22 protein-coding genes and 7 tRNA genes are annotated in these 24860 nt (G+C 53.0%); 26 read left to right on the top strand and 3 right to left on the bottom strand.

All coding sequences use genetic code 11. The annotated features are described in order from the left end of the window. The 10 genes from nagC (at position 1) to OGV94_RS16730 (ending at position 5036) form a co-directional block, all read left to right on the top strand. Positions 1-1221 (top strand): DNA-binding transcriptional regulator NagC, encoded by a 1221-nt coding sequence (gene nagC, locus OGV94_RS16775; RefSeq protein ID WP_075144993.1) that lies wholly within the window; start codon positions 1-3, stop codon positions 1219-1221. Between the two features lie 167 nt (positions 1222-1388). Continuing rightward, positions 1389-2141, top strand: a complete 753-nt coding sequence (gene nagD / locus OGV94_RS16770; RefSeq protein WP_005121413.1) for a ribonucleotide monophosphatase NagD — start codon at positions 1389-1391, stop codon at positions 2139-2141. Positions 2142-2441: 300 nt separating this feature from the next. Beyond that, entirely contained in the window at positions 2442-4106 is a 1665-nt protein-coding gene (gene asnB, locus OGV94_RS16765) for an asparagine synthase B (protein WP_003835552.1), read from the top strand. A gap of 223 nt (positions 4107-4329) precedes the next feature. Continuing rightward, positions 4330-4406: transfer RNA gene (locus OGV94_RS16760), tRNA-Met, on the top strand. Positions 4407-4414: 8 nt separating this feature from the next. Beyond that, positions 4415-4499 (top strand) — tRNA-Leu (locus tag OGV94_RS16755). Between the two features lie 23 nt (positions 4500-4522). Continuing rightward, positions 4523-4597: transfer RNA gene (locus OGV94_RS16750), tRNA-Gln, on the top strand. Between the two features lie 37 nt (positions 4598-4634). Then, a tRNA-Gln gene (locus OGV94_RS16745) sits at positions 4635-4709 on the top strand. A gap of 21 nt (positions 4710-4730) precedes the next feature. After that, positions 4731-4807: transfer RNA gene (locus tag OGV94_RS16740), tRNA-Met, on the top strand. 43 nt (positions 4808-4850) lie between these two features. Next, positions 4851-4925, top strand: a tRNA-Gln gene (locus OGV94_RS16735). 36 nt (positions 4926-4961) lie between these two features. Beyond that, positions 4962-5036, top strand: a tRNA-Gln gene (locus OGV94_RS16730). A 104-nt stretch (positions 5037-5140) separates the two neighbouring features. Here OGV94_RS16730 and ubiF read toward each other — a convergent pair. Continuing rightward, entirely contained in the window at positions 5141-6316 is a 1176-nt protein-coding gene (gene ubiF / locus OGV94_RS16725; RefSeq protein ID WP_213733191.1) for a 3-demethoxyubiquinol 3-hydroxylase, read from the bottom strand. A 145-nt stretch (positions 6317-6461) separates the two neighbouring features. Between ubiF and miaB the strand changes: the two genes are divergently transcribed. The 10 genes from miaB to rihA all read left to right on the top strand — a co-directional run bounded on the left by miaB (position 6462) and on the right by rihA (position 16831). Then, the gene (gene miaB, locus OGV94_RS16720) at positions 6462-7892 is read left to right on the top strand and encodes a tRNA (N6-isopentenyl adenosine(37)-C2)-methylthiotransferase MiaB (RefSeq protein WP_043017864.1); all 1431 of its coding nucleotides are present in this window, start codon (positions 6462-6464) and stop codon (positions 7890-7892) included. Between the two features lie 206 nt (positions 7893-8098). Continuing rightward, positions 8099-9145, top strand: coding sequence for a PhoH family protein (locus tag OGV94_RS16715; protein ID WP_003022776.1), 1047 nt, complete (start codon positions 8099-8101; stop codon positions 9143-9145). Next, positions 9142-9609, top strand: a complete 468-nt coding sequence (gene ybeY, locus OGV94_RS16710) for an rRNA maturation RNase YbeY (protein ID WP_003835559.1) — start codon at positions 9142-9144, stop codon at positions 9607-9609. Before OGV94_RS16715 ends, ybeY begins: the two co-directional genes overlap by 4 nt. A gap of 162 nt (positions 9610-9771) precedes the next feature. Continuing rightward, positions 9772-10650, top strand: a complete 879-nt coding sequence (corC, locus tag OGV94_RS16705; protein WP_038638785.1) for a CNNM family magnesium/cobalt transport protein CorC — start codon at positions 9772-9774, stop codon at positions 10648-10650. Between the two features lie 24 nt (positions 10651-10674). After that, entirely contained in the window at positions 10675-12213 is a 1539-nt protein-coding gene (gene lnt / locus OGV94_RS16700) for an apolipoprotein N-acyltransferase (RefSeq protein ID WP_043015579.1), read from the top strand. Positions 12214-12568: 355 nt separating this feature from the next. Next, complete coding sequence (gene gltI / locus OGV94_RS16695) at positions 12569-13477, top strand: glutamate/aspartate ABC transporter substrate-binding protein GltI (RefSeq protein ID WP_043015578.1); 909 nt, start codon at positions 12569-12571, stop codon at positions 13475-13477. A 162-nt stretch (positions 13478-13639) separates the two neighbouring features. Then, positions 13640-14380: a glutamate/aspartate ABC transporter permease GltJ gene (gene gltJ, locus OGV94_RS16690; RefSeq protein ID WP_003831316.1), complete on the top strand. Its 741-nt coding sequence runs from the start codon at positions 13640-13642 to the stop codon at positions 14378-14380. Then, complete coding sequence (gltK, locus tag OGV94_RS16685; RefSeq protein ID WP_003022757.1) at positions 14380-15054, top strand: glutamate/aspartate ABC transporter permease GltK; 675 nt, start codon at positions 14380-14382, stop codon at positions 15052-15054. The genes gltJ and gltK overlap by 1 nt, the downstream gene beginning before the upstream one ends. Next, positions 15054-15779 carry a glutamate/aspartate ABC transporter ATP-binding protein GltL gene (gene gltL / locus OGV94_RS16680; protein ID WP_043015577.1) on the top strand — a complete coding sequence of 242 codons (726 nt, stop codon included), beginning with the start codon at positions 15054-15056 and terminating at the stop codon, positions 15777-15779. The genes gltK and gltL overlap by 1 nt, the downstream gene beginning before the upstream one ends. A gap of 116 nt (positions 15780-15895) precedes the next feature. After that, the gene (rihA, locus tag OGV94_RS16675) at positions 15896-16831 is read left to right on the top strand and encodes a pyrimidine-specific ribonucleoside hydrolase RihA (protein ID WP_213733190.1); all 936 of its coding nucleotides are present in this window, start codon (positions 15896-15898) and stop codon (positions 16829-16831) included. A 96-nt stretch (positions 16832-16927) separates the two neighbouring features. Here the strand turns inward: rihA and OGV94_RS16670 are convergent, their stop codons facing one another. After that, positions 16928-17410: a zinc ribbon-containing protein gene (locus tag OGV94_RS16670; RefSeq protein ID WP_006685521.1), complete on the bottom strand. Its 483-nt coding sequence runs from the start codon at positions 17408-17410 to the stop codon at positions 16928-16930. Positions 17411-17645: 235 nt separating this feature from the next. Here OGV94_RS16670 and leuS point away from each other — a divergent pair, with 235 nt between their 5' ends. The 4 genes from leuS to nadD are packed head-to-tail and all read left to right on the top strand — an operon-like array spanning position 17646 to position 22510. Beyond that, positions 17646-20228 (top strand): leucine--tRNA ligase, encoded by a 2583-nt coding sequence (gene leuS / locus OGV94_RS16665; protein WP_100194092.1) that lies wholly within the window; start codon positions 17646-17648, stop codon positions 20226-20228. A gap of 14 nt (positions 20229-20242) precedes the next feature. Next, positions 20243-20836, top strand: coding sequence for an LPS assembly lipoprotein LptE (gene lptE / locus OGV94_RS16660; protein WP_047412692.1), 594 nt, complete (start codon positions 20243-20245; stop codon positions 20834-20836). Then, complete coding sequence (holA, locus tag OGV94_RS16655) at positions 20836-21867, top strand: DNA polymerase III subunit delta (protein WP_043015573.1); 1032 nt, start codon at positions 20836-20838, stop codon at positions 21865-21867. Before lptE ends, holA begins: the two co-directional genes overlap by 1 nt. A gap of 1 nt (position 21868) precedes the next feature. After that, positions 21869-22510: a nicotinate-nucleotide adenylyltransferase gene (gene nadD / locus OGV94_RS16650; RefSeq protein ID WP_087051702.1), complete on the top strand. Its 642-nt coding sequence runs from the start codon at positions 21869-21871 to the stop codon at positions 22508-22510. Here nadD and cobD read toward each other — a convergent pair. Further along, positions 22485-23579, bottom strand: a complete 1095-nt coding sequence (gene cobD, locus OGV94_RS16645; protein WP_199994170.1) for a threonine-phosphate decarboxylase CobD — start codon at positions 23577-23579, stop codon at positions 22485-22487. The two genes, nadD and cobD, sit on opposite strands and share 26 nt — an antisense overlap. A 96-nt stretch (positions 23580-23675) precedes the next feature. Here cobD and OGV94_RS16640 point away from each other — a divergent pair, with 96 nt between their 5' ends. Continuing rightward, positions 23676-24287 carry an adenosylcobalamin/alpha-ribazole phosphatase gene (locus OGV94_RS16640; RefSeq protein ID WP_043015571.1) on the top strand — a complete coding sequence of 204 codons (612 nt, stop codon included), beginning with the start codon at positions 23676-23678 and terminating at the stop codon, positions 24285-24287. Between the two features lie 254 nt (positions 24288-24541). Then, a complete protein-coding gene (gene rsfS, locus OGV94_RS16635; protein WP_003022728.1) occupies positions 24542-24859 on the top strand; it encodes a ribosome silencing factor in 318 nt (105 codons plus the stop codon). Position 24860: the final 1 nt, after the last annotated feature.

The following is a 24860-nucleotide window of genomic DNA, read 5'->3' as shown; positions in this document are numbered from 1 at the left end:
ATGACACCAGGCGGACAAGCTCAAATAGGTAATGTTGATCTCGTAAAACAGCTTAACAGCGCGGCGGTTTATCGCCTGATTGACCAGCATGGGCCAATCTCGCGAATTCAAATTGCCGAGCAAAGCCAGCTTGCCCCCGCCAGCGTAACTAAAATTACGCGTCAGTTGATCGAACGCGGGCTGATCAAAGAAGTCGATCAGCAGGCCTCCACCGGAGGCCGCCGCGCTATCTCTATCGTCACCGAAACCCGCAACTTCCACGCCATCGGCGTACGCCTGGGCCGTCACGACACGACGCTCACGCTCTATGATATGAGCAGTAAAGTGGTCGCCGAAGAGCATTACCCTCTCCCGGAGCGCACCCAGGAAACGCTGGAGCATGCCCTGCTCAACACCATTGCAACGTTTATTGAGAGCTGCCAGCGGAAAATCCGTGAGCTGATTGCGATTTCCGTCATTCTGCCTGGCCTGGTTGATCCTGAAAGCGGCGTCATCCGCTATATGCCGCACATTCAGGTCGAAAACTGGGGGCTGGTCGAAGCGCTCGAAAAACGCTTCAAGGTTACCTGCTTTGTCGGTCACGATATCCGCAGTCTGGCGCTGGCTGAGCACTATTTCGGGGCAAGTCAGGATTGCGAAGACTCCATTTTGGTGCGTGTGCACCGCGGAACCGGGGCGGGAATTATTTCTAATGGCCGAATTTTTATCGGTCGCAATGGTAACGTGGGTGAGATTGGTCATATTCAGGTAGAGCCGCTGGGTGAGCGCTGTCACTGCGGTAACTTCGGCTGTCTGGAAACCATTGCCGCCAATGCCTCTATCGAACACCGCGTGCAGAACTTATTGAAACAGGGTTATCCAAGCCGGCTCACGCTGGATGATTGCAGCATCAAAGCTATCTGTAAGGCGGCAAATAAAGGCGATAACCTGGCAGCAGAAGTCATTGAGCACGTTGGTCGCCACCTGGGTAAAACCATCGCCATCGCTATCAACCTGTTTAACCCACAAAAAATCGTCATTGCGGGCGAAATTACCGAGGCTGATAAAGTGCTGCTGCCTGCAATAGAAAGCTGTATCAACACGCAGGCGTTGAAAGCGTTTCGCCACAATTTACCGGTGGTTCGTTCCACGCTGGATCACCGCTCTGCCATTGGCGCCTTTGCGTTGGTGAAGCGTGCGATGCTCAACGGTACACTGCTGCAACGTTTGCTGGAAAACTAATACACGTCATCCTTCGAGCTGCCTCTGCGTTAGCTGCATCTGCTCACCCCGGTCACTTACTTCAGTAAGCTCCAGGGGTTCGCAGACTTGCCGCCTTGATGCAACTCGAATGATGTAGTGTATTTTGTGTATAGTAATGCCTTCTTTTTTTTAATGTCGGATTGTCCATGGCCATTAAGAATGTAATTTGTGATATCGACGGCGTGCTGATGCACGACAATGTTGCCGTACCAGGTGCGGCAGAATTTCTGACTGGGATCCTGGAAAAAGGCCTGCCGTTAGTTCTGCTGACCAATTACCCTTCACAGACCGGGCAAGATCTGGCGAACCGCTTCGCCACCGCGGGTGTAAATGTCCCTGATAGCGTCTTTTATACTTCCGCCATGGCTACCGCTGACTTTCTACGCCGCCAGGAAGGGAAAAAAGCCTATGTGGTAGGTGAAGGCGCGTTAATTCACGAACTGTATAAAGCCGGATTTACCATTACCGACGTGAACCCCGATTTTGTGATTGTTGGCGAGACGCGTTCCTATAACTGGGACATGATGCATAAAGCGGCATATTTTGTGGCCAACGGCGCGCGTTTCATTGCCACAAACCCGGATACTCACGGTCGCGGCTTTTATCCCGCCTGCGGTGCGCTGTGCGCGGGTATCGAAAAAATATCTGGCCGCAAGCCGTTTTATGTCGGCAAGCCCAGCCCGTGGATTATTCGCGCGGCGCTCAATAAAATGCAGGCGCACTCGGAAGAGACCGTTATCGTTGGCGACAACCTGCGTACCGACATTCTGGCGGGCTTCCAGGCCGGTCTGGAAACCATCCTGGTATTGTCTGGCGTTTCGACGCTCGACGACATTGACAGCATGCCGTTCAGACCAAGCTGGATTTACCCGTCCGTCGCTGAAATTGATGTGATTTGATTCGCAGGCCGGATAAGACATGAGTTCGTCTTGTTCGGCAAATTTGCGGCGTTATTGCCGGTAGGCAGTATCAACACCTTATCCGGCATACGGAAACCCTTCCATTTAATAAAACAGCCATAAAAATACCGATTCGTTAATAAACACGTCTATTATGTAATCTTTTTTCACCAATCCACAATGACCATTGCGTTTTTTATTTTCTGACCCGTAATTCGCTTGCGCCCTCTCCAGCTTTGCGGCATTTTCTTTATCAAGCAAACATAAAAAGCATCACGCAACAGGTTAACGGAGAAGGTTATGTGTTCTATTTTTGGCGTATTCGATATTAAAACTGACGCAGTTGAACTGCGTAAAAAAGCCCTGGAACTGTCTCGTCTGATGCGCCATCGCGGCCCGGACTGGTCGGGTATTTACGCCAGTGATAACGCCATTCTGGCACACGAACGTCTGTCCATCGTCGACGTCAACGCCGGTGCTCAGCCGCTGTACAACGTGAAGAAAACGCATATCCTGGCGGTTAACGGCGAAATTTATAACCACCAGGCGCTGCGCGCTGAGTACGGCGATCGCTATCAGTTCCAGACGGGTTCCGACTGCGAAGTTATCCTCGCGCTATATCAGGAAAAAGGCCCAGAGTTTCTGGATGACCTGCAAGGCATGTTTGCTTTTGCCCTGTATGACAGCGAGCAAGACGCTTATCTGATCGGTCGCGATCATATCGGGATCATCCCACTGTATATGGGTTACGACGAGCACGGTAACTTCTACGTCGCGTCTGAAATGAAAGCCCTGGTTCCCGTGTGCCGCACAATCAAAGAATTCCCGGCCGGTAGCTATTTATGGAGTAAAGACGGCGAAATTCGTCAGTACTACCAGCGCGACTGGTTTGAATATGATGCGGTAAAAGACAACGTTACCGATAAAAACGAGCTGCGTCAGGCGCTGGAAGATGCGGTGAAAAGCCACCTGATGTCAGATGTTCCTTATGGAGTACTGCTGTCCGGCGGTCTGGATTCCTCCGTCATTTCCGCGATCACTAAAAAATACGCGGCGCGCCGTGTTGAAGATCAGGAACGTAGCGAAGCCTGGTGGCCACAGTTGCACTCCTTCGCAGTCGGCCTGGAAGGCGCACCGGATCTGAAAGCCGCACAGGAAGTAGCGAACCATCTGGGTACCGTGCACCATGAGATCCACTTCACCGTGCAGGAAGGCCTGGATGCTATCCGCGACGTGATTTATCACATCGAAACTTACGATGTCACGACGATTCGCGCCTCGACGCCAATGTACTTAATGTCGCGTAAAATTAAAGCGATGGGCATTAAAATGGTGCTGTCGGGTGAAGGCTCTGACGAAGTATTTGGCGGCTATCTCTATTTCCACAAAGCGCCAGATGCAAAAGAACTGCACGAAGAAACCGTGCGCAAGCTGCAGGCGCTGCATATGTTCGACTGCGCCCGAGCCAACAAAGCGATGTCAGCCTGGGGGGTTGAAGCTCGCGTGCCTTTCCTGGATAAGAAATTCCTTGATGTGGCGATGCGCATCAACCCACAGGATAAAATGTGCGGCAACGGTAAAATGGAAAAACACGTTCTGCGCGAATGTTTTGAGTCCTACCTGCCGGCAAGCGTCGCATGGCGTCAGAAAGAGCAGTTCTCTGATGGTGTCGGTTACAGCTGGATTGATACCTTGAAAGAGGTGGCTGCTGAGCAAGTTTCTGACCAACAACTGGAAACCGCCAGCTTCCGCTTCCCTTACAACACGCCATCGTCGAAAGAAGCGTACTTGTACCGTGAGATTTTCGAAGAGCTGTTCCCGGTTGCGAGCGCTGCGGAATGCGTGCCGGGCGGGCCGTCGGTTGCCTGTTCTTCTGCCAAAGCGATCGAATGGGATGAGGCGTTTAAAACCATGAACGATCCATCTGGTCGTGCGGTTGGCGTGCATCAGTCCGCGTACAAATAAGTCAATCCTTAGAAAAGAGCCCTGCAGGGCTCTTTTTTTATGTCTGTTTTCTGTGCAAAAAAACAATTAATAACTAATAATTGCCGAATATTGCGCCATGCTGTTCGCAACCTAACCAAACAGTCACATTCCAGCTATTTTCAATGAAAAAGGGGTTGACGCTTCAAGGCTCAATACGCATAATGCGCCCCGCAACGCCGATAAGGTTACGCGAAAAAAAGATGGCTACGTAGCTCAGCTGGTTAGAGCACATCACTCATAATGATGGGGTCACAGGTTCGAATCCCGTCGTAGCCACCATCTTTTTTGCGGGAGTGGCGAAATTGGTAGACGCACCAGATTTAGGTTCTGGCGCCGCAAGGTGTGCGAGTTCAAGTCTCGCCTCCCGCACCATTCACCCGTAAGCGTTGCACGGATGGGGTATCGCCAAGCGGTAAGGCACCGGTTTTTGATACCGGCATTCCCTGGTTCGAATCCAGGTACCCCAGCCATTTTTTCTTCGATATAGCGGTTCACCGCAACGGTCATTGGGGTATCGCCAAGCGGTAAGGCACCGGTTTTTGATACCGGCATTCCCTGGTTCGAATCCAGGTACCCCAGCCATCGAAGAATATGTTAGTATTTGGCTACGTAGCTCAGCTGGTTAGAGCACATCACTCATAATGATGGGGTCACAGGTTCGAATCCCGTCGTAGCCACCATATTAAGGACGTATCGACTCGTTCGGTAAATCCAAAAAATTGTTGGGGTATCGCCAAGCGGTAAGGCTCTGGTTTCTGATACCAGCATTCCGAGGTTCGAATCCTCGTACCCCAGCCAATTTCAAAAAGTCATCCACTCAGTGGGTGCGCCCGTTGGGGTATCGCCAAGCGGTAAGGCTCTGGTTTCTGATACCAGCATTCCGAGGTTCGAATCCTCGTACCCCAGCCATATTAAAAAAGCTCGCTTCGGCGAGCTTTTTGCTTTCCTGCATGTATCGCCTGATGGCGCTACACCAGGCAGGCCTACACTCGTTATCTGTAGGCCTGCCTGAATTACAATCCTAACGCATACTTCAGCGCCTGACGCTTCAGCACGCCTGCGCGCTCTGCGGCCATTAACCCGAGATTACGCATGATACGCAGCGGCTGCAGGTTGTTGCTGAATCCGGCGTAAAACAGATCCATGCCGCTTTGCATGATGAAATTGTCAGTCATACGACGGTTCTGATAACGCTTCAGCACCGGCTGACTAGCCCAGGACTCGCCATAGCTGCGCGCATTCACCAGCACATCAATCAGCGCATCCACATCACGGAACCCCAGATTAACGCCCTGCCCCGCCAGCGGGTGAATGGTATGCGCGGCATCACCTACCAGCGCAAGGCCTGGCTGCACATATTGCAGCGCGTGACGGCGCGTAAGCGGGAATGCCCCCGCCGCCACAGGCGTAACGTTACCGAGTCGTGTAGGGAAATGTTTGGCGATCTCCGCCTGCAGTTGCGACATGCTCAACCCCTGCAACTGGCGGATTCGCGCCGGTGAGTCATACCACACCAGCGAGGCCCAGTTATCGAACAGCGGTAAAAACGCGCGCGGACCGTCTGGGGTAAATTGCTGCCAGGTGCTGTCTCCCGGTGAATTCTCGCATTGCACGGTAATCAACATACAGGACTGCGCGTATTGCCAGGCATGAATACCAATCCCTGCCATTTTCCGCACCTGAGAATTTGCGCCATCCGCACCGATGACCAGCCTGGCGCTGATCTTTTCACCGCCTGCCAGTTCAAACTCATGTCGATCGTTATGTTGATGCAAAGAGAGAAGCGACGCAGGCACGCGCAACGTGACTTTAGGGTGGGCTTCCAGCGCCTGCCAGAGTGCCTGTTGCAGAACCGTGTTTTCCACCATATAACCCAGCAAGGGTAGCTTAAGCTCGGCGGCATCAAACATCACATGGGCATTTTCCCATTCCCACGTTTCCAGACGACGATAAGGATGGCTGCGCATCCCCTGAACCGTATCCCAGACGCCCAGCCCCTTCAGCAGCGACACGGAGGCGGAACTGATGGCCGAAATTCTGACATCAGGCTGTCCGTCTGCCACAAACGGCGCAGGAACGGCATGTTCAATGACCGTTACCGCAAATCCATGCTGCGCCAGTCCCAGCGCCAGCGCGCCGCCGACCATCCCCCCGCCGACAATGGCAATTTCCGTTGGTTGATTTGTCATGGTCAATTATCCTGTTACATGTATTGCGTAAGTTTACAGGATTTTTTACCCCTTGAGGCTGACATCCGTCATACTGGTCACAACCGCGCCAAAGCAGTACACTATGCGCCCTGCATTTCAGCCACAATTTCGCAAGAGCAAGTCGATGACCAAAAAACTCCATATTAAAACCTGGGGCTGTCAGATGAACGAATACGATTCATCGAAGATGGCCGATCTGCTGGATGCCACTCATGGGTATCAACTGACCGACGTGGCCGAAGAAGCGGATGTGCTGCTGCTGAATACCTGCTCTATCCGTGAGAAGGCTCAGGAAAAAGTCTTCCATCAGTTGGGTCGCTGGAAGCTGTTAAAAGAGAAGAATCCCAAGCTCATCATCGGTGTCGGTGGTTGTGTTGCGTCTCAGGAAGGCGACCACATTCGCCAGCGCGCCCACTATGTCGATATTATTTTTGGCCCGCAAACCCTGCACCGTCTGCCGGAAATGATCAACAAAGTGCGTGGAAGCACCACCCGTAGCCCGGTGGTTGATATCAGTTTCCCGGAGATCGAAAAGTTCGACCGTCTGCCGGAGCCGCGTGCTGAAGGCCCAAGCGCGTTTGTGTCCATCATGGAAGGTTGTAATAAATATTGTACTTACTGCGTGGTGCCATACACCCGCGGTGAGGAAGTCAGCCGTCCGGCGGATGATATCCTGTTTGAAATCGCCCAGCTTGCGGCGCAAGGCGTGCGTGAAGTGAACCTGCTGGGGCAAAACGTGAACGCCTGGCGTGGTGAGAACTACGACGGCACGACAGGATCGTTTGCCGATCTGCTGCGTCTGGTCGCGGCGATCGACGGCATTGACCGCATCCGCTTCACCACCAGCCATCCGATCGAATTCACCGATGATATCGTTGAAGTTTATCGTGATACGCCGGAACTGGTGAGCTTCCTGCACCTGCCGGTACAGAGCGGTTCAGATCGCGTGCTGAATCTGATGGGGCGCACCCATACCGCGTTGGAATATAAAGCGATCATCCGCAAACTGCGCGCAGCGCGTCCGGATATCCAGATTAGCTCTGACTTCATTGTTGGTTTCCCGGGTGAAACCACGCAGGATTTCGAGCAGACCATGAAGCTTATCGCTGACGTCAACTTTGACATGAGCTACAGCTTTATCTTCTCTGCGCGTCCTGGCACCCCTGCTGCCGATATGGTTGACGACGTGCCGGAAGAAGAGAAAAAACAGCGTCTGTACATTCTGCAGGAGCGCATTAACCAGCAAGCCATGGCCTGGAGCCGTCGTATGGTCGGCACGACCCAGCGCATTCTGGTTGAAGGCACATCGCGTAAGAGCATCATGGAACTGTCAGGCCGTACCGAAAATAACCGTGTGGTGAACTTTGAAGGCACTCCGGAGATGGTCGGTAAGTTTGTTGATGTAGAAATTACCGATGTCTGGACTAACTCCCTGCGCGGTAAAGTGGTGCGCACCGAGGACGAAATGGGCCTGCGCATCGCAGAATCCCCTGAGTCGGTTATTGCGCGTACCCGCAAAGAAAACGATCTGGGCGTCGGTATTTATCAGCCTTAATCCTGCTGAAAAACGTATACAAGGCCCGATGGCGCTATGCTTATCGGGCCAACACTCCCAGGCTCGCTGCTCCAGCGGGCCTTGTAATCAGCCCTGTCATCCCCATATTTATTGCAATGCTTGCGCCTTTCCCCCATGGCGTGAATAATTTCCTTAGATGCCGGTAAATGTTCAGCGTCCGGCGAGACATGCATAAGAGGAACAGTTTGAACATAGACACTCGCGAAATCACCCTTGAACCCGCAGACAACGCCCGCCTGTTGAGCCTTTGCGGCCCCTTTGATGACAACATCAAACAGCTGGAACGTCGTCTCGGCATCGAAATTAACCGTCGTGATAACCACTTTAAGCTGACCGGTCGCCCAATTTGCGTCACCGCAGCGGCAGATATTTTACGCAGCCTGTATGTCGATACCGCCCCAATGCGCGGTCAGACGCAGGACATTGAGCCTGAACAAATTCATCTGGCAATTAAAGAAGCGCGTGTGCTTGAGCAAAGCGCTGACAGCGTGCCGGAATTTGGCAAAGCGGTGAATATCAAAACCAAGCGCGGGGTAATCAAGCCGCGTACGCCAAACCAGGCACAGTACATTGCGAATATCCTCGACCACGACATCACCTTTGGCGTTGGCCCTGCGGGTACGGGTAAAACGTATCTCGCGGTTGCCGCTGCGGTCGATGCGCTTGAGCGTCAGGAGATCCGTCGAATTCTGCTGACCCGTCCGGCAGTAGAAGCGGGTGAAAAACTCGGTTTCCTGCCGGGAGATCTCAGCCAGAAAGTCGATCCGTATTTACGACCGCTGTATGACGCGCTATTCGAAATGCTCGGTTTTGAGAAGGTCGAAAAACTGATTGAGCGTAACGTCATTGAGGTTGCGCCGCTGGCCTATATGCGCGGTCGTACGTTAAATGATGCGTTCATCATTCTTGATGAAAGCCAGAACACCACCATCGAACAGATGAAAATGTTCCTGACCCGTATCGGCTTTAACTCCAAAGCGGTCATCACTGGCGATATCACCCAGATTGACCTGCCGCGTAGCACCAAATCCGGTCTGCGTCATGCCATTGAAGTGCTGGCTGAAGTCGACGAAATTAGTTTCAATTTCTTCCATAGCGAAGACGTGGTTCGCCATCCGGTGGTTGCCCGTATCGTCACGGCGTATGAAGCCTGGGAAGAAGCAGAACAGAAACGCAAAGCCGAGCAGGCAGCAGAACGCAAGCGTGAAGCTCAGGAGCAGGAACAAAAATGAGTCAGGTTATTCTCGATTTACAGCTGGCATGTGAAGACGAATCCGGTTTACCAACAGAAAGTCAGTTTCAGGGCTGGCTGGATGCGGTGATCCCGCAGTTTCAGGAAGAGTCAGAGGTGACCATTCGTCTGGTCGATGACGCGGAAAGTCACGAGCTGAACCTGACCTATCGCGGGAAAGATAAATCAACCAACGTGCTCTCATTCCCATTTGAAGCACCACCGGGCATTGAGATGCCTTTGCTGGGCGATTTGATCATCTGCCGTCAGGTCGTCGAGAAAGAAGCGCAGGAGCAAGGCAAACCGCTTGAGGCCCACTGGGCGCACATGGTGGTGCACGGTAGCCTGCATTTACTCGGCTACGACCATATCGAAGACGATGAAGCGGAAGAGATGGAATCCTTAGAAACAGAGATTATGCTTGCTCTGGGCTATGAGGATCCGTACATTGCCGAGAAAGAATAAGTATTTCGAAGTCTGGTAGGCCTGAAAAGGCGCAGCCGTCATCAGGTATTGCGCCTTATACTGTCCACCTGACTCGAAGTACGTTGAAGAAACATGCCGTCAACAGCTGAGTACACGCATGACGCGCTTTGGATTAACTAACATGAGAACCCATACGACGCCATGAGCGACGACAATTCACACAGTAGTGACACCTTAACCAGCAAAAAGGGATTTTTCTCCCTGTTACTGAGCCAACTTTTCCACGGTGAACCGAAAAACCGCGACGAACTGTTGGAGCTGATCCGTGATTCCGGGCAAAACGACCTTATCGATGAAGATACGCGCGATATGCTCGAAGGGGTGATGGACATTGCGGACCAACGCGTGCGCGACATCATGATCCCTCGCTCTCAGATGATTACCCTGAAACGCAACCAGACCCTGGACGAATGTCTTGATGTCATCATCGAGTCTGCCCACTCGCGTTTCCCGGTGATCAGCGAAGACAAAGATCACATCGAAGGGATTCTGATGGCCAAAGATCTGCTGCCGTTTATGCGCAGCGATGCCGAAGCCTTCAGCATGGAGAAAGTGTTACGCCAGGCGGTTGTCGTCCCTGAAAGCAAGCGGGTTGACCGCATGCTGAAAGAGTTCCGCTCCCAGCGTTATCATATGGCTATCGTCATCGACGAATTCGGTGGTGTCTCAGGTCTGGTGACCATTGAGGACATCCTTGAACTGATCGTGGGTGAAATTGAAGATGAGTACGACGAAGAAGACGATATTGATTTCCGTCAGCTCAGCCGCCACACCTGGACTATTCGCGCACTGGCGCCGATTGAAGACTTCAACGAAGCTTTCGGTACTCATTTCAGCGATGAAGAAGTCGACACCATCGGCGGGCTGGTCATGCAGGCCTTTGGGCATCTTCCCGCGCGCGGGGAGACTATCGACATTGATGGTTACCAGTTCAAAGTGGCAATGGCCGACAGCCGTCGTATTATTCAGGTTCATGTCAGAATTCCGGACGACTCACCCCAGCCCAAACTGGACGAATAAACCCGAAACTGGATCTAAGACTACATGGCATTTGCCCCATTAATTGAACGCCAGCGCATTCGCCTGCTGCTGGCGTTATTATTCGGTGCCTGCGGGACGCTGGCTTTCTCTCCGTATGACATCTGGCCAGCCGCGATCGTTTCGCTGATGGGCCTGCAGGCTCTCACCTTCAACCGCCGCCCGCTCCAGTCTGCCGCTATCGGCTACTTTTGGGGGCTGGGGCTGTTTGGCTCCGGCATCAATTGGGTTTACGTCAGCATCGCGCAGTTTGGCGGTATGCCGGGCCCGGTTAACGTCTTCCTCGTGGTTCTGCTTGCCGCATACCTTTCCCTCTACACCGGCCTGTTTGCCGGCGTTTTGGCGCGTCTGTGGCCGAAAACCACCTGGCTACGCGTGGCGATTGCCGCGCCGGTAGTCTGGCAAATCACTGAATTCCTGCGCGGCTGGGTACTGACCGGCTTCCCATGGCTGCAGTTTGGTTACAGCCAGATCGACGGTCCGTTAAAAGGACTGGCGCCGGTAATGGGTGTTGAGGCGATTAACTTCCTGCTGATGATGGTTAGCGGTCTGCTGGCGCTGGCGCTGGTGACGCGTAACTGGCGTCCGCTGGTCGTCGGCGTCGTGCTATTCGCCCTGCCCTTTCCGCTGCGCTATATCCAGTGGTTCACGCTTGAGCCGGAAAAAACCACTCAGGTTTCGATGGTGCAGGGTGACATTCCTCAGTCGCTCAAATGGGATGAAGGTCAGTTACTCAACACTCTGAAGATTTATCTCGACGCCACCCAGCCCGAAATGGGCAAATCACAGCTAATCATCTGGCCAGAATCCGCTATTCCGGACCTGGAAATTAACCAGCAGCGTTTTCTGAGCATGATGGATGACCTGCTGAAATCGAAAAACAGCACGCTGATTACCGGTATTGTAGACGCGCGGCTGAACAAGCAGAATCGTTACGACACCTACAACACCATCATCACGTTGGGTAAAGACAGTCCGTACAGCTACGACTCCAGCAACCGCTATAACAAAAACCATTTGGTACCATTTGGCGAGTTTGTTCCACTGGAATCAATCCTGCGCCCGTTAGCGCCGTTTTTTGACCTGCCAATGTCTTCGTTCAGCCGTGGCCCTTATGTGCAGCCACAACTGCATGCGCACGGCTTTAAGCTGACGGCAGCCATCTGCTACGAAATCATTCTTGGCGAACAGGTACGTGATAACTTCCGCCCGGATACGGACTACCTGCTGACTATCTCCAACGATGCCTGGTTTGGTAAATCCATTGGCCCGTGGCAGCACTTCCAGATGGCGCGGATGCGTTCCCTCGAGCTGGCGCGTCCCCTGCTGCGTAGCACCAATAACGGTATTACGGCGGTGATTGGTCCACAGGGTGAGATTCAGGCGATGATCCCGCAGTTTACCCGCCAGGTTCTGACCACCAGCGTGACGCCAACGACGGGCTTAACCCCTTATGCCCGAACCGGTAACTGGCCGCTCTGGCTGCTTACCGCGCTGTTTGGCTTTGGTGCTGTGGTAATGAGCCTGCGCCAACGTCGTAAGTAATCCACCTCTCCTGGCCGGATAACGTCTCATTTATCCGGCCCTAAACACATCACTCTTCCCATTCTGGCACGTCTATTGCTTTGTTCTACAAGGCAAACGCTGTTTTGGCTGAATGTGCAACCTGGTCGCACCAAAGTTGAGCGCCGGTAGCACCTGAAAAGTGCAACAAGATATTTTTGCCCCCAAATGGTGCGGCGCACTTCGCAAAAATAAACAATAACACAGCAAATTCTTTACATTCATCCAAACTAAATGTTAACAAACACATACAAGACTGCACGTTTTAGTAGCAAACAATAACAACATCACAATGGGTATCAATGCGTCACTGGCGCAGACGATAAAGGAGTTGGATATGCAATTACGTAAGCTCGCCACTGCCATGCTGGTTATGGGAATGTCCGCCGGTCTGGCGCACGCAGAAGACGCAGCACCAGCGGCAGGCAGCACGCTGGACAAGATCGCCAAAAACGGCGTGATTGTGGTCGGCCACCGTGAATCATCGGTACCGTTCTCTTACTACGATAATCAGCAAAAAGTGGTCGGTTATTCACAGGATTACTCCAACGCAATCGTTGAAGCCGTGAAGAAAAAGCTGAATAAGCCTGACCTGCAGGTGAAACTGATTCCGATTACTTCACAAAACCGTATCCCGCTGCTGCAAAACGGCACCTTTGACTTTGAATGTGGCTCCACCACCAACAACGTCGAGCGCCAAAAACAAGCGGCTTTCTCTGACACCATTTTCGTTGTCGGCACCCGCCTGCTGGCGAAAAAAGGCGGCGACGTCAAAGATTTCGCCGATCTGAAAGGTAAAGCCGTAGTCGTGACCTCGGGTACCACCTCAGAAGTGCTGCTGCACAAGCTGAACGAAGAACAAAAAATGGATATGCGCATCATCAGCGCTAAAGACCACGGTGACTCTTTCCGTACTCTGGAAAGCGGCCGCGCCGTTGCCTTTATGATGGATGACGCCCTGCTGGCTGGCGAGCGCGCGAAGGCGAAGAAACCAGACAACTGGGAGATCGTCGGCAAACCGCAGTCTCAGGAAGCCTACGGCTGTATGCTGCGCAAAGATGACCCTGAGTTCAAAAAGCTGATGGACGACACTATCGCCAAGGCGCAGACCTCAGGCGATGCTGAGAAATGGTTTGATAAGTGGTTTAAAAATCCAATTCCACCGAAGAACCTGAACATGAATTTCGAACTGTCAGACGAGATGAAAGCCCTGTTCAAAGAACCGAATGATAAAGCGCTTAACTAACTAAAATAAATGGGGCGAGTTCACCTTGCCCTCTCGATTGCTACTCGGCACGGACAGACTATAAGCCTGATGGTCGTTCCCCATCAGGCCTGAAAACCGCAAAACGCCGAATAACAATCTTCGAGGGTAGCGCTGCTACCCTTTTTTTTCTGGAGTAGATTTATGTCTATAGACTGGAACTGGGGTATTTTTTTACAACAAGCCCCGTTCGGCAACACCACCTATCTCGGCTGGCTCTGGAGTGGTTTCCAGGTCACGGTCGCGTTATCCATCACCGCCTGGATTATCGCTTTCCTCATAGGCTCTTTATTCGGCATCTTACGTACCGTTCCAAATCGTTTCCTTTCTGGGATCGGCACGCTGTACGTTGAGCTGTTTCGTAACGTTCCGCTCATCGTCCAGTTTTTTACCTGGTATCTGGTCATTCCCGAACTGCTGCCGGAAAACATTGGGATGTGGTTCAAAGCTGAGTTGGATCCCAACATCCAGTTCTTCCTCTCATCGATGCTCTGTCTGGGGCTGTTTACCGCCGCGCGCGTCTGTGAACAGGTTCGTGCCGCTATTCAGTCTCTGCCTCGTGGGCAGAAAAACGCTGCGCTGGCGATGGGGCTAACGTTGCCGCAGGCCTACCGTTATGTGCTGCTGCCAAACGCTTACCGCGTGATTGTTCCGCCAATGACCTCAGAGATGATGAACCTGGTGAAGAACTCCGCGATCGCCTCCACTATCGGCCTGGTCGATATGGCGGCGCAGGCGGGTAAGCTGCTGGATTACTCCGCCCACGCATGGGAATCGTTTACCGCCATCACTCTGGCCTACGTCCTGATTAACGCCGTCATCATGCTGGTGATGAATCTCGTTGAACGTAAAATCCGCCTGCCTGGCAATTTGGGAGGCAAATAATGTACGAATTTGACTGGAGTTCTATCGTCCCTTCCCTGCCGTATTTGCTGGATGGGCTGATCATCACGCTGAAAATCACCGTTACGGCAGTGGTCATTGGTATTGTCTGGGGAACCATCCTTGCAGTGATGCGTTTGTCCAGCTTCGCACCTATTGCCTGGTTTGCGAAAGGCTACGTCAACGTGTTCCGTTCCATTCCGCTGGTAATGGTGCTGCTGTGGTTCTACCTGATTGTGCCGGGCTTCCTGCAAAACGTACTGGGTCTGTCGCCAAAAACCGATATTCGCCTGATCTCAGCAATGGTCGCGTTTTCGATGTTTGAAGCCGCATACTATTCCGAGATTATCCGTGCCGGTATCCAGAGTATTTCTCGTGGGCAATCCAGCGCCGCGCTGGCGCTGGGGATGACCCACTGGCAGTCGATGAAGCTCATCATTCTGCCGCAGGCATTCCGCGCAATGGTGCCGCTGCTGCTCACCCAGGGCATCGTACTCTTCCAGGACACCTCGCTGGTTTATGTATTAAGTCTGGCAGACTTCTTCCGTACCGCCTCCACCATTGGCGAGCGTGACGGCACGCAGGTTGAAATGATCCTGTTTGCTGGCGCCGTTTATTTTGTATTCAGTCTGAGCGCATCGTTGTTGGTCAGCTATTTGAAGAAAAGGACAGTTTAATGATTACCCTGAAAAATGTTTCTAAATGGTATGGTCACTTTCAGGTGCTGACCGACTGCTCCACGGAAGTGAAAAAAGGGGAAGTGGTGGTGGTCTGCGGCCCGTCAGGCTCAGGTAAATCAACGCTTATCAAAACGGTGAACGGGCTGGAGCCGGTACAACAGGGCGTTATCACCGTTGATGGCACCGTGGTGAATGATAAAAAAACCGATTTGGCTAAACTGCGCTCCCGCGTTGGTATGGTGTTCCAGCACTTTGAACTGTTCCCCCACCTGTCGATCATTGAGAACCTGACTCTGGCGCAGGTAAAAGTGCTTAAACGCGATAAAAAGCCGGCCCGCGACAAAGCGCAAAAGTTACTGGAACGCGTTGGTCTGTCAGCGCACGCCGATAAGTTTCCGGCTCAGCTCTCCGGGGGCCAACAACAGCGTGTCGCCATTGCCAGGGCGCTGTGTATGGATCCTATCGCCATGCTGTTTGACGAACCGACATCAGCGCTTGATCCTGAAATGATCAACGAAGTGCTGGACGTCATGGTTGAACTGGCCAATGAAGGGATGACCATGATGGTAGTCACCCACGAAATGGGCTTTGCGCGTAAAGTGGCGAACCGGGTGATCTTCATGGATGAAGGGAAAATTGTTGAAGACTCGCCGAAAGAAGAGTTCTTCGCCAATCCGAAATCAGACCGCGCCAAAGACTTCCTCGCGAAAATCCTGCATTAATCTTGCTGGCGCGCACCTCCATGTGCGCGCCACCTCACGATTTATCTCTTCACTTCTCGAAACAGGTACAGCCCAGCGTTAACCTTGTCACAAAGTCCCACTTACAAGGAGCAACAATGGCACTTCCTATCCTGTTTGATTGCGATCCAGGTCATGACGACGCTATCGCAATTGTTCTCGCCCTCGCCTCACCTGAACTGGATGTGAAAGCGATAACCTCATCTGCCGGTAACCAGACGCCCGACAAAACGCTGCGTAACGTATTACGCATGTTAACGTTACTCAACCGTACGGATATCCCAGTGGCCGGTGGCGCAGTGAAACCACTGATGCGCGATCTGATTATTGCCGATAACGTCCACGGTGAGAGTGGGCTGGATGGCCCCGCGCTGCCGGAACCCGCTTTTGCGCCACTTAACTGTACCGCCGTGGAACTGATGGCAAAAACCCTGCGGGACAGCCCGGAACCGGTGACCATTGTCTCCACCGGGCCGCAAACTAACGTAGCATTGCTTCTGAATAGCCATCCTGAGCTGCACGCCAAAATCACCCGTATCGTGATTATGGGCGGTGCAATGGGCCTCGGAAACTGGACCCCTGCCGCCGAGTTCAATATTTTCGTGGATCCTGAAGCCGCTGAAATCGTATTCCAGTCTGGCATTCCAGTGGTGATGGCTGGTCTGGACGTCACGCATAAAGCGCAAATACATCGCGAAGATACCGAACGATTCCGCGCGATCGGCAATCCCATTTCGACGATTGTTGCAGAACTACTCGACTTCTTCTTTGAATATCACAAAGATGAAAAGTGGGGATTCATCGGCGCACCGCTGCATGACCCATGCACCATTGCCTGGCTGCTGAAACCAGAACTGTTTACCACCGTTGATCGTTGGGTTGGCGTGGAGACTCAGGGTAAATATACCCAGGGAATGACCGTGGTGGACTACTACTTCCTGAGCGGCAATAAGCCAAACGCCACCGTGATGGTGGATGTTGATCGCCAGGGGTTTGTCGATTTGCTGGCAGAACGGCTGAAGTTTTACGCCTAATACACGCCGGATGGCGCTAACGCTGAGCCAGCCTACAAAATCGTGCAATTTGTAGGCCGGATAAGACGCTTTGCGTCGCCATCCGGCAATAAGCGATTACGGCTCAAACGGTCGGCGCTGGAACTGATCGTGTCCGCATTTCGGACATAATGGCAGCACATCCGGGGTGTAAACCGCCAAATGGAAGTGGCACTTCTCGCAGACCAGATTACCTAATCCGACCACCTCGCCGCTGTGATAAACCCCGTGATGACTGAGGTCCTGGAACACTTCGCGCCATTCGAGCTGCGTTTTATCGGTAATATCGGCCAGTTCCTGCCAGATACTCTCTTTGATAACCCGCATAAAGACGCTGTCTGTCTCCTCATCGAGGCTTTCTTCATAGCTCAGAGCAAACTCTTCCAGGTCACGTCTGACGGCCCGGGTGACCTCTTCCACCTCGGTTCGCGTTAACTCCCCGGTCTGCATAACTCGTTGACGCGCCTGCTCCACCAACGCATCGATATCGCGTTCGCCATTACGCAGACGTTCGCTCAGTGAAGCCACCAGTTCACGGTAATATTGAGCAACCTTGTTCATCGCTTCGCCTCCTGGGTCGTTAACTGTCTATAATAATAGACGTTATTTACGCTACGCTTTGCAAGACTGTCCACAGAGTGTGTAAATTCGTGCAAGAATTATCCTTGCGGGAATTCAACGCTGAATGCGCGAAAGGCTGTTTTGGCGCGGGCGTTTGGGCTATGCTATGCGGATCTGAAACACCACATCTAGAGCTACGTTTGTAGCTGTATTGAAAACAGGACCACTGGCTGCCATGCAAGAGCAATACCGCCCGGAAGAGATAGAATCCAAAGTACAGCTTCACTGGGATGAGAAGCGCACATTTGAAGTTACCGAAGACGAGAGCAAAGAGAAGTATTACTGCCTGTCTATGCTTCCCTATCCTTCTGGTCGACTACACATGGGCCACGTACGTAACTACACCATCGGTGACGTGATCGCCCGCTACCAGCGTATGCTGGGCAAAAACGTACTGCAGCCAATTGGCTGGGATGCGTTCGGCCTGCCTGCGGAAGGCGCTGCGGTTAAAAATAACACCGCGCCGGCACCGTGGACGTACGACAACATCGCTTACATGAAAAACCAGCTCAAAATGCTGGGTTTCGGTTATGACTGGAGCCGTGAGCTGGCGACCTGCACCCCGGAATACTACCGCTGGGAACAGAAGTTCTTCACCGAGCTGTACAAAAAAGGCCTGGTGTATAAGAAAACCTCTGCGGTCAACTGGTGCCCGAACGATCAGACCGTTCTGGCGAACGAACAGGTTATCGACGGCTGCTGCTGGCGTTGCGATACCAAAGTTGAGCGTAAAGAGATCCCACAGTGGTTCATTAAAATCACCGCCTACGCTGACGAACTGCTGCGCGATCTGGATAACCTGGATCACTGGCCTGACACCGTTAAGACCATGCAGCGCAACTGGATTGGCCGTTCTGAAGGCGTGGAAATCACCTTTGATGTGAATGGTTACGACAATACGCTGACCGTTTACACCACCCGCCCGGACACCTTTATGGGTGCGACCTACCTGGCCGTTGCCGCAGGTCATCCGCTGGCGCAGAAAGCCGCTGCAAATAATCCTGAACTGGCCGCCTTCATTGACGAATGCCGCAACACCAAGGTTGCAGAAGCTGAAATGGCGACCATGGAGAAAAAAGGCGTCGATACTGGCTTTAAAGCCGTTCACCCGCTGACTGGCGAAGAGATCCCCGTTTGGGCAGCAAACTTCGTCCTGATGGAATACGGTACGGGCGCAGTCATGGCCGTTCCGGGCCACGATCAGCGCGATTACGAATTTGCCACCAAATATGGCCTGACCATCAAGCCGGTAATTCTGACCGCTGAAGGCGCAGAGCCGGACCTGTCTGAACAGGCGCTGACCGAAAAAGGCGTGCTGTTTAACTCCGGTGAGTTTGACGGCCTCGACTTCGAAGCGGCCTTCAACGCCATTGCTGACAAGCTGGTAGCCAAAGGCGTGGGTGAGCGTAAAGTTAACTACCGTCTGCGTGACTGGGGTGTTTCCCGTCAACGTTACTGGGGTGCGCCGATTCCGATGGTGACGCTGGAAGACGGTACCGTACTGCCTACGCCAGAAGACCAGTTGCCGGTTATTCTGCCGGAAGACGTGGTTATGGACGGCATTACCAGCCCAATCAAAGCCGATCCGGAGTGGGCGAAAACCACCGTTAACGGTATGCCTGCCCTGCGTGAAACCGATACCTTCGATACCTTTATGGAGTCGTCCTGGTACTACGCGCGCTACACCTGCCCGCAGTATCAGGAAGGCATGCTGGATTCCGACGCCGCTAACTACTGGCTGCCAGTTGATATCTACATTGGCGGTATTGAACACGCCATCATGCACCTGCTCTACTTCCGCTTCTTCCACAAACTGATGCGCGATGCAGGCATGGTCAACTCTGATGAACCAGCTAAACAGCTGCTGTGTCAGGGGATGGTGCTGGCTGACGCGTTCTACTACGTTGGCGCAAACGGTGAACGTAACTGGGTTTCTCCGGTTGATGCCATCGTTGAGCGTGACGAAAAAGGTCGTATCGTTAAGGCGAAGGACGCAGAAGGCCATGAGCTGGTGTATACCGGCATGAGCAAAATGTCCAAGTCGAAAAATAACGGTATCGACCCGCAGGTTATGGTTGAACGCTACGGTGCTGACACCGTTCGTCTGTTCATGATGTTCGCTTCTCCGGCTGATATGACGCTCGAATGGCAGGAATCCGGCGTTGAAGGGGCAAACCGCTTCCTGAAACGTGTCTGGAAACTGGTTTACGAACATACTTCTCAGGGGGATGTTGCAGCCCTGAACGCCGATGCGCTGAGCGAAGATCAAAAAGCGCTGCGTCGCGACGTGCACAAAACTATTGCTAAAGTCACCGATGATATCGGTCGTCGTCAGACCTTTAACACCGCGATTGCGGCGATTATGGAGCTGATGAACAAGCTGGCGAAAGCACCGCAGGAAGACGAACAAGACAGAGCCCTGATGCAGGAAGCCTTGCTGGCTGTTGTACGCATGCTCAACCCGTTCACCCCGCACGTTTGCTTCACCCTGTGGCAGGCGCTGAAAGGCGAAGGCGATATCGACAACGCGCCGTGGCCGGTGGCGGACGAAGCGGCAATGGTTGAAGACTCAACGCTGGTTGTGGTCCAGGTAAACGGTAAAGTACGTGGAAAAATCACCGTTCCGGTAAACGCCACTGAAGAGCAGGTTCGTGAGCGTGCTGGCCAGGAGCATCTGGTAGCAAAATATCTTGATGGCGTTACCGTACGTAAAGTGATTTATGTACCGGGTAAACTCCTCAATCTGGTCGTTGGCTAAGCGCGGGAGGAAGCGTGCGACTTCTGACAACATTGTTGTTATCTCTGGCGGTGCTTGTCACCGCCGGGTGCGGCTGGCATCTGCGTAGTACTACGCAGGTTCCACCCTCAATGAAAACCATGATCCTGAACACTGGCGATCCGAACGGCCCGTTAAGCCGCGCGGTTCGTAATCAGCTACGTCTGAACGGCGTTACGCTGCTTGAAGACGGTACAATGCGTAAAGATGTGACGTCCTTACGCCTTGGCGCGGTCAGCATTTCGCAGGATACGGCATCGGTATTCCAGAACGGTCAAACGGCTGAATACCAGATGGTGATGTCCGTAAGCGCAACCGTGCTGATCCCAGGTCATGATATTTATCCAATCAGCGCCAAAGTTTATCGCTCGTTCTTTGACAACCCACAGGCTGCACTGGCGAAGGATAACGAGCAGGACATGATTATCAAAGAGATGTATGACAAAGCGGCTGAGCAGTTGATTCGTAAGCTGCCGAGCGTACATCTGGCCGATACTCAGTCATCCAATGCTGATGCTGAGCCTGCGGTGAATAAAGCCGCGACGCCTGCGTCATCTCCGGCGCGTGTTTCCACCACGCTGGGTAACTGATGCTCAAGTTGTACCCTGAACAACTCCGCGCACAGCTCGATGAAGGGCTGCGCGCGGCGTATTTACTCTTAGGTAACGATCCTCTCTTATTGCAGGAAAGCCAGGACGCCATCCGTCAGGCTGCAGCAACGCAAGGATTCGAAGAACACCATGCTTTCACTCTGGACAACAGCACCGACTGGGGAGAGATTTTTTCACTCTGCCAGGCGATGAGCCTGTTTGCCAGTCGTCAAACCCTGCTTTTGCAATTGCCAGAAAATGGCCCGAATGCCGCCATTAACGAACAGCTTGCTTCACTCGTCACTTTGCTACATGACGATCTGCTGTTGATTGTTCGCGGCAACAAACTCACCAGGGCGCAGGAAAACGGCGCATGGTATACCGGACTGGCGAAAAACGCGGTTCAGGTTAGCTGCCAGACGCCGGAGCAAGCACAGCTCCCCCGCTGGGTCGCCGCCAGAGCAAAGCTTAACAATCTGCAACTGGATGACGCAGCCAATCAGCTGCTGTGCTATTGCTATGAAGGTAATCTGCTAGCACTGGCGCAAGCGCTGGAACGGCTAGCGCTGCTTTGGCCAGATGGCAAGCTAACGCTGCCTCGCGTGGAGAAAGCCGTTAATGATGCCGCGCACTTTACTCCGTTCCACTGGGTGGACGCGCTGCTGATGGGCAAAAGCAAACGCGCGCTGCACATTCTGCAGCAGCTACGCCTGGAAGGCAGTGAGCCGGTTATTTTGTTGCGTACGATACAGCGAGAGTTGTTGTTGCTGGTTAACTTAAAACGGCAGTCGGCCCATACGCCCTTGCGCTCGTTGTTTGATAAACACCGGGTGTGGCAGAATCGCCGGGGTATGATGGGCGATGCGCTAAACCGGCTGAACCCCGCGCAACTGCGTCAGGCGGTAACGCTGTTAACGCGTACGGAAATTACGCTTAAACAAGACTATGGTCAGTCAGTGTGGGCAGAACTAGAGGGACTTTCCCTTTTGCTCTGTCATAAATCGCTGGCCGATGTTTTTATTGATGGTTGATATGAAATCATTGCAGGCTCTGTTCGGTGGCACCTTTGATCCGGTGCATTATGGTCATCTTAAACCGGTTGAAATTCTGGCGAATCTGATTGGGCTTTCCCGGGTCATCATCATGCCCAATAACGTCCCGCCGCATCGTGCGCAACCTGAAGCGTCCGGTGAGCAACGTAAGCGTATGGTTGAACTGGCCATTGCTGACAAGCCGCTATTTTCCCTGGATGAACGCGAACTGAAACGCGATACCGCTTCCTACACCGCACAAACGCTAAAAGAGTGGCGCGAGGAGCAAGGCCCAAACGTGCCATTAGCGTTTATCATTGGTCAGGATTCACTGCTTACCTTCCCTTCTTGGCATGACTACCACACCATTCTGGGGAATACCCATCTTATCGTGTGCCGACGTCCGGGCTATCCGCTCGAAATGGCGCAGGAAAAACACCAGCAATGGCTGGAGGATCATCTGACCCATTCAGCAGATGACCTGCACAACCTGCCTTGCGGAAAAATTTACCTGGCCGAAACGCCGTGGTTTAACATCTCCGCCACGCTCATCCGTGAGCGTCTGGAAAAAGGCGAGCCGTGCGACGACCTGATGCCAGGCGCAGTGCTTGACTATATCAATCAGCAGGGATTGTACCGCTAAGCACCTTGCGTAAGGCCGTCAACAGGCGGTTATTCTCTTCCAGGCTGCGAACGGCTACCCGATAATAGCGCGCATCCAGCCCCGGATAGTTAGCACAACTGCGAATGAGGACGTGTTGTTCCAGCAACGCGCGTTGCAAATCAATATCCGCGCAATCGCAGCGTAATAAACGATAATTTGCCCGGCCGGGATACGTCGTCAGGCCGGGCAATTCTTGCAACTGTTGATCAAACCGCGCCCCCTCTTGTTCCAGCCACTTCCACGTTGCCTGCTGATATGCGCTATCGCGTAAGATAATCTCACCTGCCAGGGCAGCAAACGCATTAATTGACCACGGCATTTGTCGGCTGCGCATTTGTGCAACGGCCTGCTCGTGACTGTTGACCAGATACCCAAGACGCAGCCCCGGTATCGCATAGAACTTGGTGAGAGAGCGCAGCACCCAAATATGTGGGTTATCCCGCAGCAGCGGAATAAACCCCGGCTCCCCGGCAATAAAATCGATAAAGGCTTCATCGAGGATCAGAGCGATCCCAAGCCGCTCACAACGTGCGGCAATCTCACGTAGCAGGCGGTTATCCGGTAGTAACCCGGTGGGATTGTTGGGCGTACAGAGAAACAGGCAGTCCAGCTCTGAGGTTAACGCATCGAGGATCGCATCGGTAAGCTGCCAGCCGTCGTCTTCGCGCAGCGCAAACTCATGGATCGTACAGTCTCCCCATTGCAGCGCCCGACGATATTCCGCAAACCCGGGCGTCACGATCATCGCGTGGCGTGGCTTCAGGCCATGCACCAGGGTAAAAATAGACTCGGTCTCGCCGTTTCCAGCCAGGATCCACGAGGCCGGAATCTGATGATGCTCCGCCAGCGCCGCATGCAGTTTAGCGTAATCGACATCCGGGTAACGCTCCGCGCAGTCCAGGTTGTCGATGATCCCGCGTTTTAAACTTGCCGGCATACCCAACGGGTTAATATTCGCGCTAAAATCCAGCAAATGCTCAGGCGAGATGCCCAACAATTCGGCGGCTTCTCGGGTATTACCACCATGCGCGCTCTTCAATAAAGACATCGTGCCGCTCCACGTAAAAGAGGGTATTTTAGTGAAAAATCTCTGCGCAATCAGGGCAAACATCATATTTTGTGCGAATAGCCTGATGAGGAAGACATGAGACTCTGGTTAGTACGTCATGGAGAAACCGAAGCCAATGTCGCTGGTTTATACAGCGGCCACGCCCCCACACCGCTAACGGAACGGGGGATCGCTCAGGCGCAAACGCTGGGTAGGCTGTTACGCAATGTGCCTGTCGACAACGTTTTGTGCAGCGAGCTGGAACGCGCCCGCCATACAACACAGTTGGTCTTAGGGGATCGCGAGGTTGCGGTGCGCAATATGCCTGAACTCAATGAAATGTTTTTTGGTGACTGGGAAATGCGCCATCATCGCGATCTGGAGCGCGAAGACGCCGAAAACTACGCCGTGTGGTGTAACGACTGGCAGAATGCGACGCCCACAAATGGCGAAGGTTTTCAGGCATTTTCCCTGCGTGTGGAACGCTTCATTGCGCAACTCGCTGATTACAAAGCCTGCCAGAATCTGCTGGTGGTGAGTCATCAGGGCGTACTGAGCGTATTGATCGCCCGTCTGCTATCCATGCCAGCAGCGGCAATGTGGCATTTCCGCGTCGAACAAGGCTGCTGGAGCGCAATTGATTTTTGTGACGATTTTGCGGTTCTGAAAGTGCTCAACAGCCGTGCCGTATGGCACGACGGGGAGTGAAAGCGCTGTTTTTTATCTCGAAGGGGCTCTCTCCCATTGACACCCCATGACAGGCTGTTATTCTCCGCAACCTGACTTTTCCCGCCCTTCAGAGCTTTGCAGAAATTGTTTTACAAAAATGGCGATGCATTCTGTAGCGTGGGATGGGATGATAGCGCACTTCACAAGCGCTTTCGGAGACATTTGTCCCGATATCGCCTCTGGTTCAGGTATACTAACAGACGTTTTTAACTCTTTTCACCCAGGGGGAACACTTGCAGGGTAAAGCACTCCAGGATTTTGTAATCGACAAAATTGATGACCTGAAAGGTCAAGACATCATCGCCTTAGACGTTCAGGGCAAGTCCAGCATCACTGATTGCATGATTATCTGCACCGGCACATCCAGCCGTCACGTTATGTCTATCGCAGATCACGTTGTTCAGGAGTCCCGCACTGCTGGCCTGCTGCCGCTCGGCGTGGAAGGCGAGAATGTCGCTGACTGGATCGTCGTTGACCTCGGCGATGTGATTGTCCACGTGATGCAGGAAGAGAGTCGTCGCCTGTATGAACTGGAAAAACTCTGGAGTTAAT

Source organism: Citrobacter sp. Ce006, from assembly GCF_030336535.1.
Taxonomy (GTDB): Bacteria; Pseudomonadota; Gammaproteobacteria; order Enterobacterales; family Enterobacteriaceae; genus Citrobacter; species Citrobacter europaeus.
Note: the sequence above shows the minus strand (reverse complement) of the source record. Positions and strands in the feature narration are given on the sequence as shown.

Excerpts from the sequence above, each read along its gene's own strand:
- nagC (WP_075144993.1), top strand. The coding sequence starts at position 1 with ATGACACCAGGCGGACAAGCTCAAATAGGTAATGTTGATCTCGTAAAA.
- nagD (WP_005121413.1), top strand. The coding sequence starts at position 1,389 with ATGGCCATTAAGAATGTAATTTGTGATATCGACGGCGTGCTGATGCAC.
- asnB (WP_003835552.1), top strand. The coding sequence starts at position 2,442 with ATGTGTTCTATTTTTGGCGTATTCGATATTAAAACTGACGCAGTTGAA.
- ubiF (WP_213733191.1), bottom strand. The coding sequence starts at position 6,316 with ATGACAAATCAACCAACGGAAATTGCCATTGTCGGCGGGGGGATGGTC.
- miaB (WP_043017864.1), top strand. The coding sequence starts at position 6,462 with ATGACCAAAAAACTCCATATTAAAACCTGGGGCTGTCAGATGAACGAA.
- ybeY (WP_003835559.1), top strand. The coding sequence starts at position 9,142 with ATGAGTCAGGTTATTCTCGATTTACAGCTGGCATGTGAAGACGAATCC.
- corC (WP_038638785.1), top strand. The coding sequence starts at position 9,772 with ATGAGCGACGACAATTCACACAGTAGTGACACCTTAACCAGCAAAAAG.
- lnt (WP_043015579.1), top strand. The coding sequence starts at position 10,675 with ATGGCATTTGCCCCATTAATTGAACGCCAGCGCATTCGCCTGCTGCTG.
- gltI (WP_043015578.1), top strand. The coding sequence starts at position 12,569 with ATGCAATTACGTAAGCTCGCCACTGCCATGCTGGTTATGGGAATGTCC.
- gltJ (WP_003831316.1), top strand. The coding sequence starts at position 13,640 with ATGTCTATAGACTGGAACTGGGGTATTTTTTTACAACAAGCCCCGTTC.
- gltK (WP_003022757.1), top strand. The coding sequence starts at position 14,380 with ATGTACGAATTTGACTGGAGTTCTATCGTCCCTTCCCTGCCGTATTTG.
- gltL (WP_043015577.1), top strand. The coding sequence starts at position 15,054 with ATGATTACCCTGAAAAATGTTTCTAAATGGTATGGTCACTTTCAGGTG.
- rihA (WP_213733190.1), top strand. The coding sequence starts at position 15,896 with ATGGCACTTCCTATCCTGTTTGATTGCGATCCAGGTCATGACGACGCT.
- OGV94_RS16670 (WP_006685521.1), bottom strand. The coding sequence starts at position 17,410 with ATGAACAAGGTTGCTCAATATTACCGTGAACTGGTGGCTTCACTGAGC.
- leuS (WP_100194092.1), top strand. The coding sequence starts at position 17,646 with ATGCAAGAGCAATACCGCCCGGAAGAGATAGAATCCAAAGTACAGCTT.
- holA (WP_043015573.1), top strand. The coding sequence starts at position 20,836 with ATGCTCAAGTTGTACCCTGAACAACTCCGCGCACAGCTCGATGAAGGG.
- nadD (WP_087051702.1), top strand. The coding sequence starts at position 21,869 with ATGAAATCATTGCAGGCTCTGTTCGGTGGCACCTTTGATCCGGTGCAT.
- cobD (WP_199994170.1), bottom strand. The coding sequence starts at position 23,579 with ATGTCTTTATTGAAGAGCGCGCATGGTGGTAATACCCGAGAAGCCGCC.
- OGV94_RS16640 (WP_043015571.1), top strand. The coding sequence starts at position 23,676 with ATGAGACTCTGGTTAGTACGTCATGGAGAAACCGAAGCCAATGTCGCT.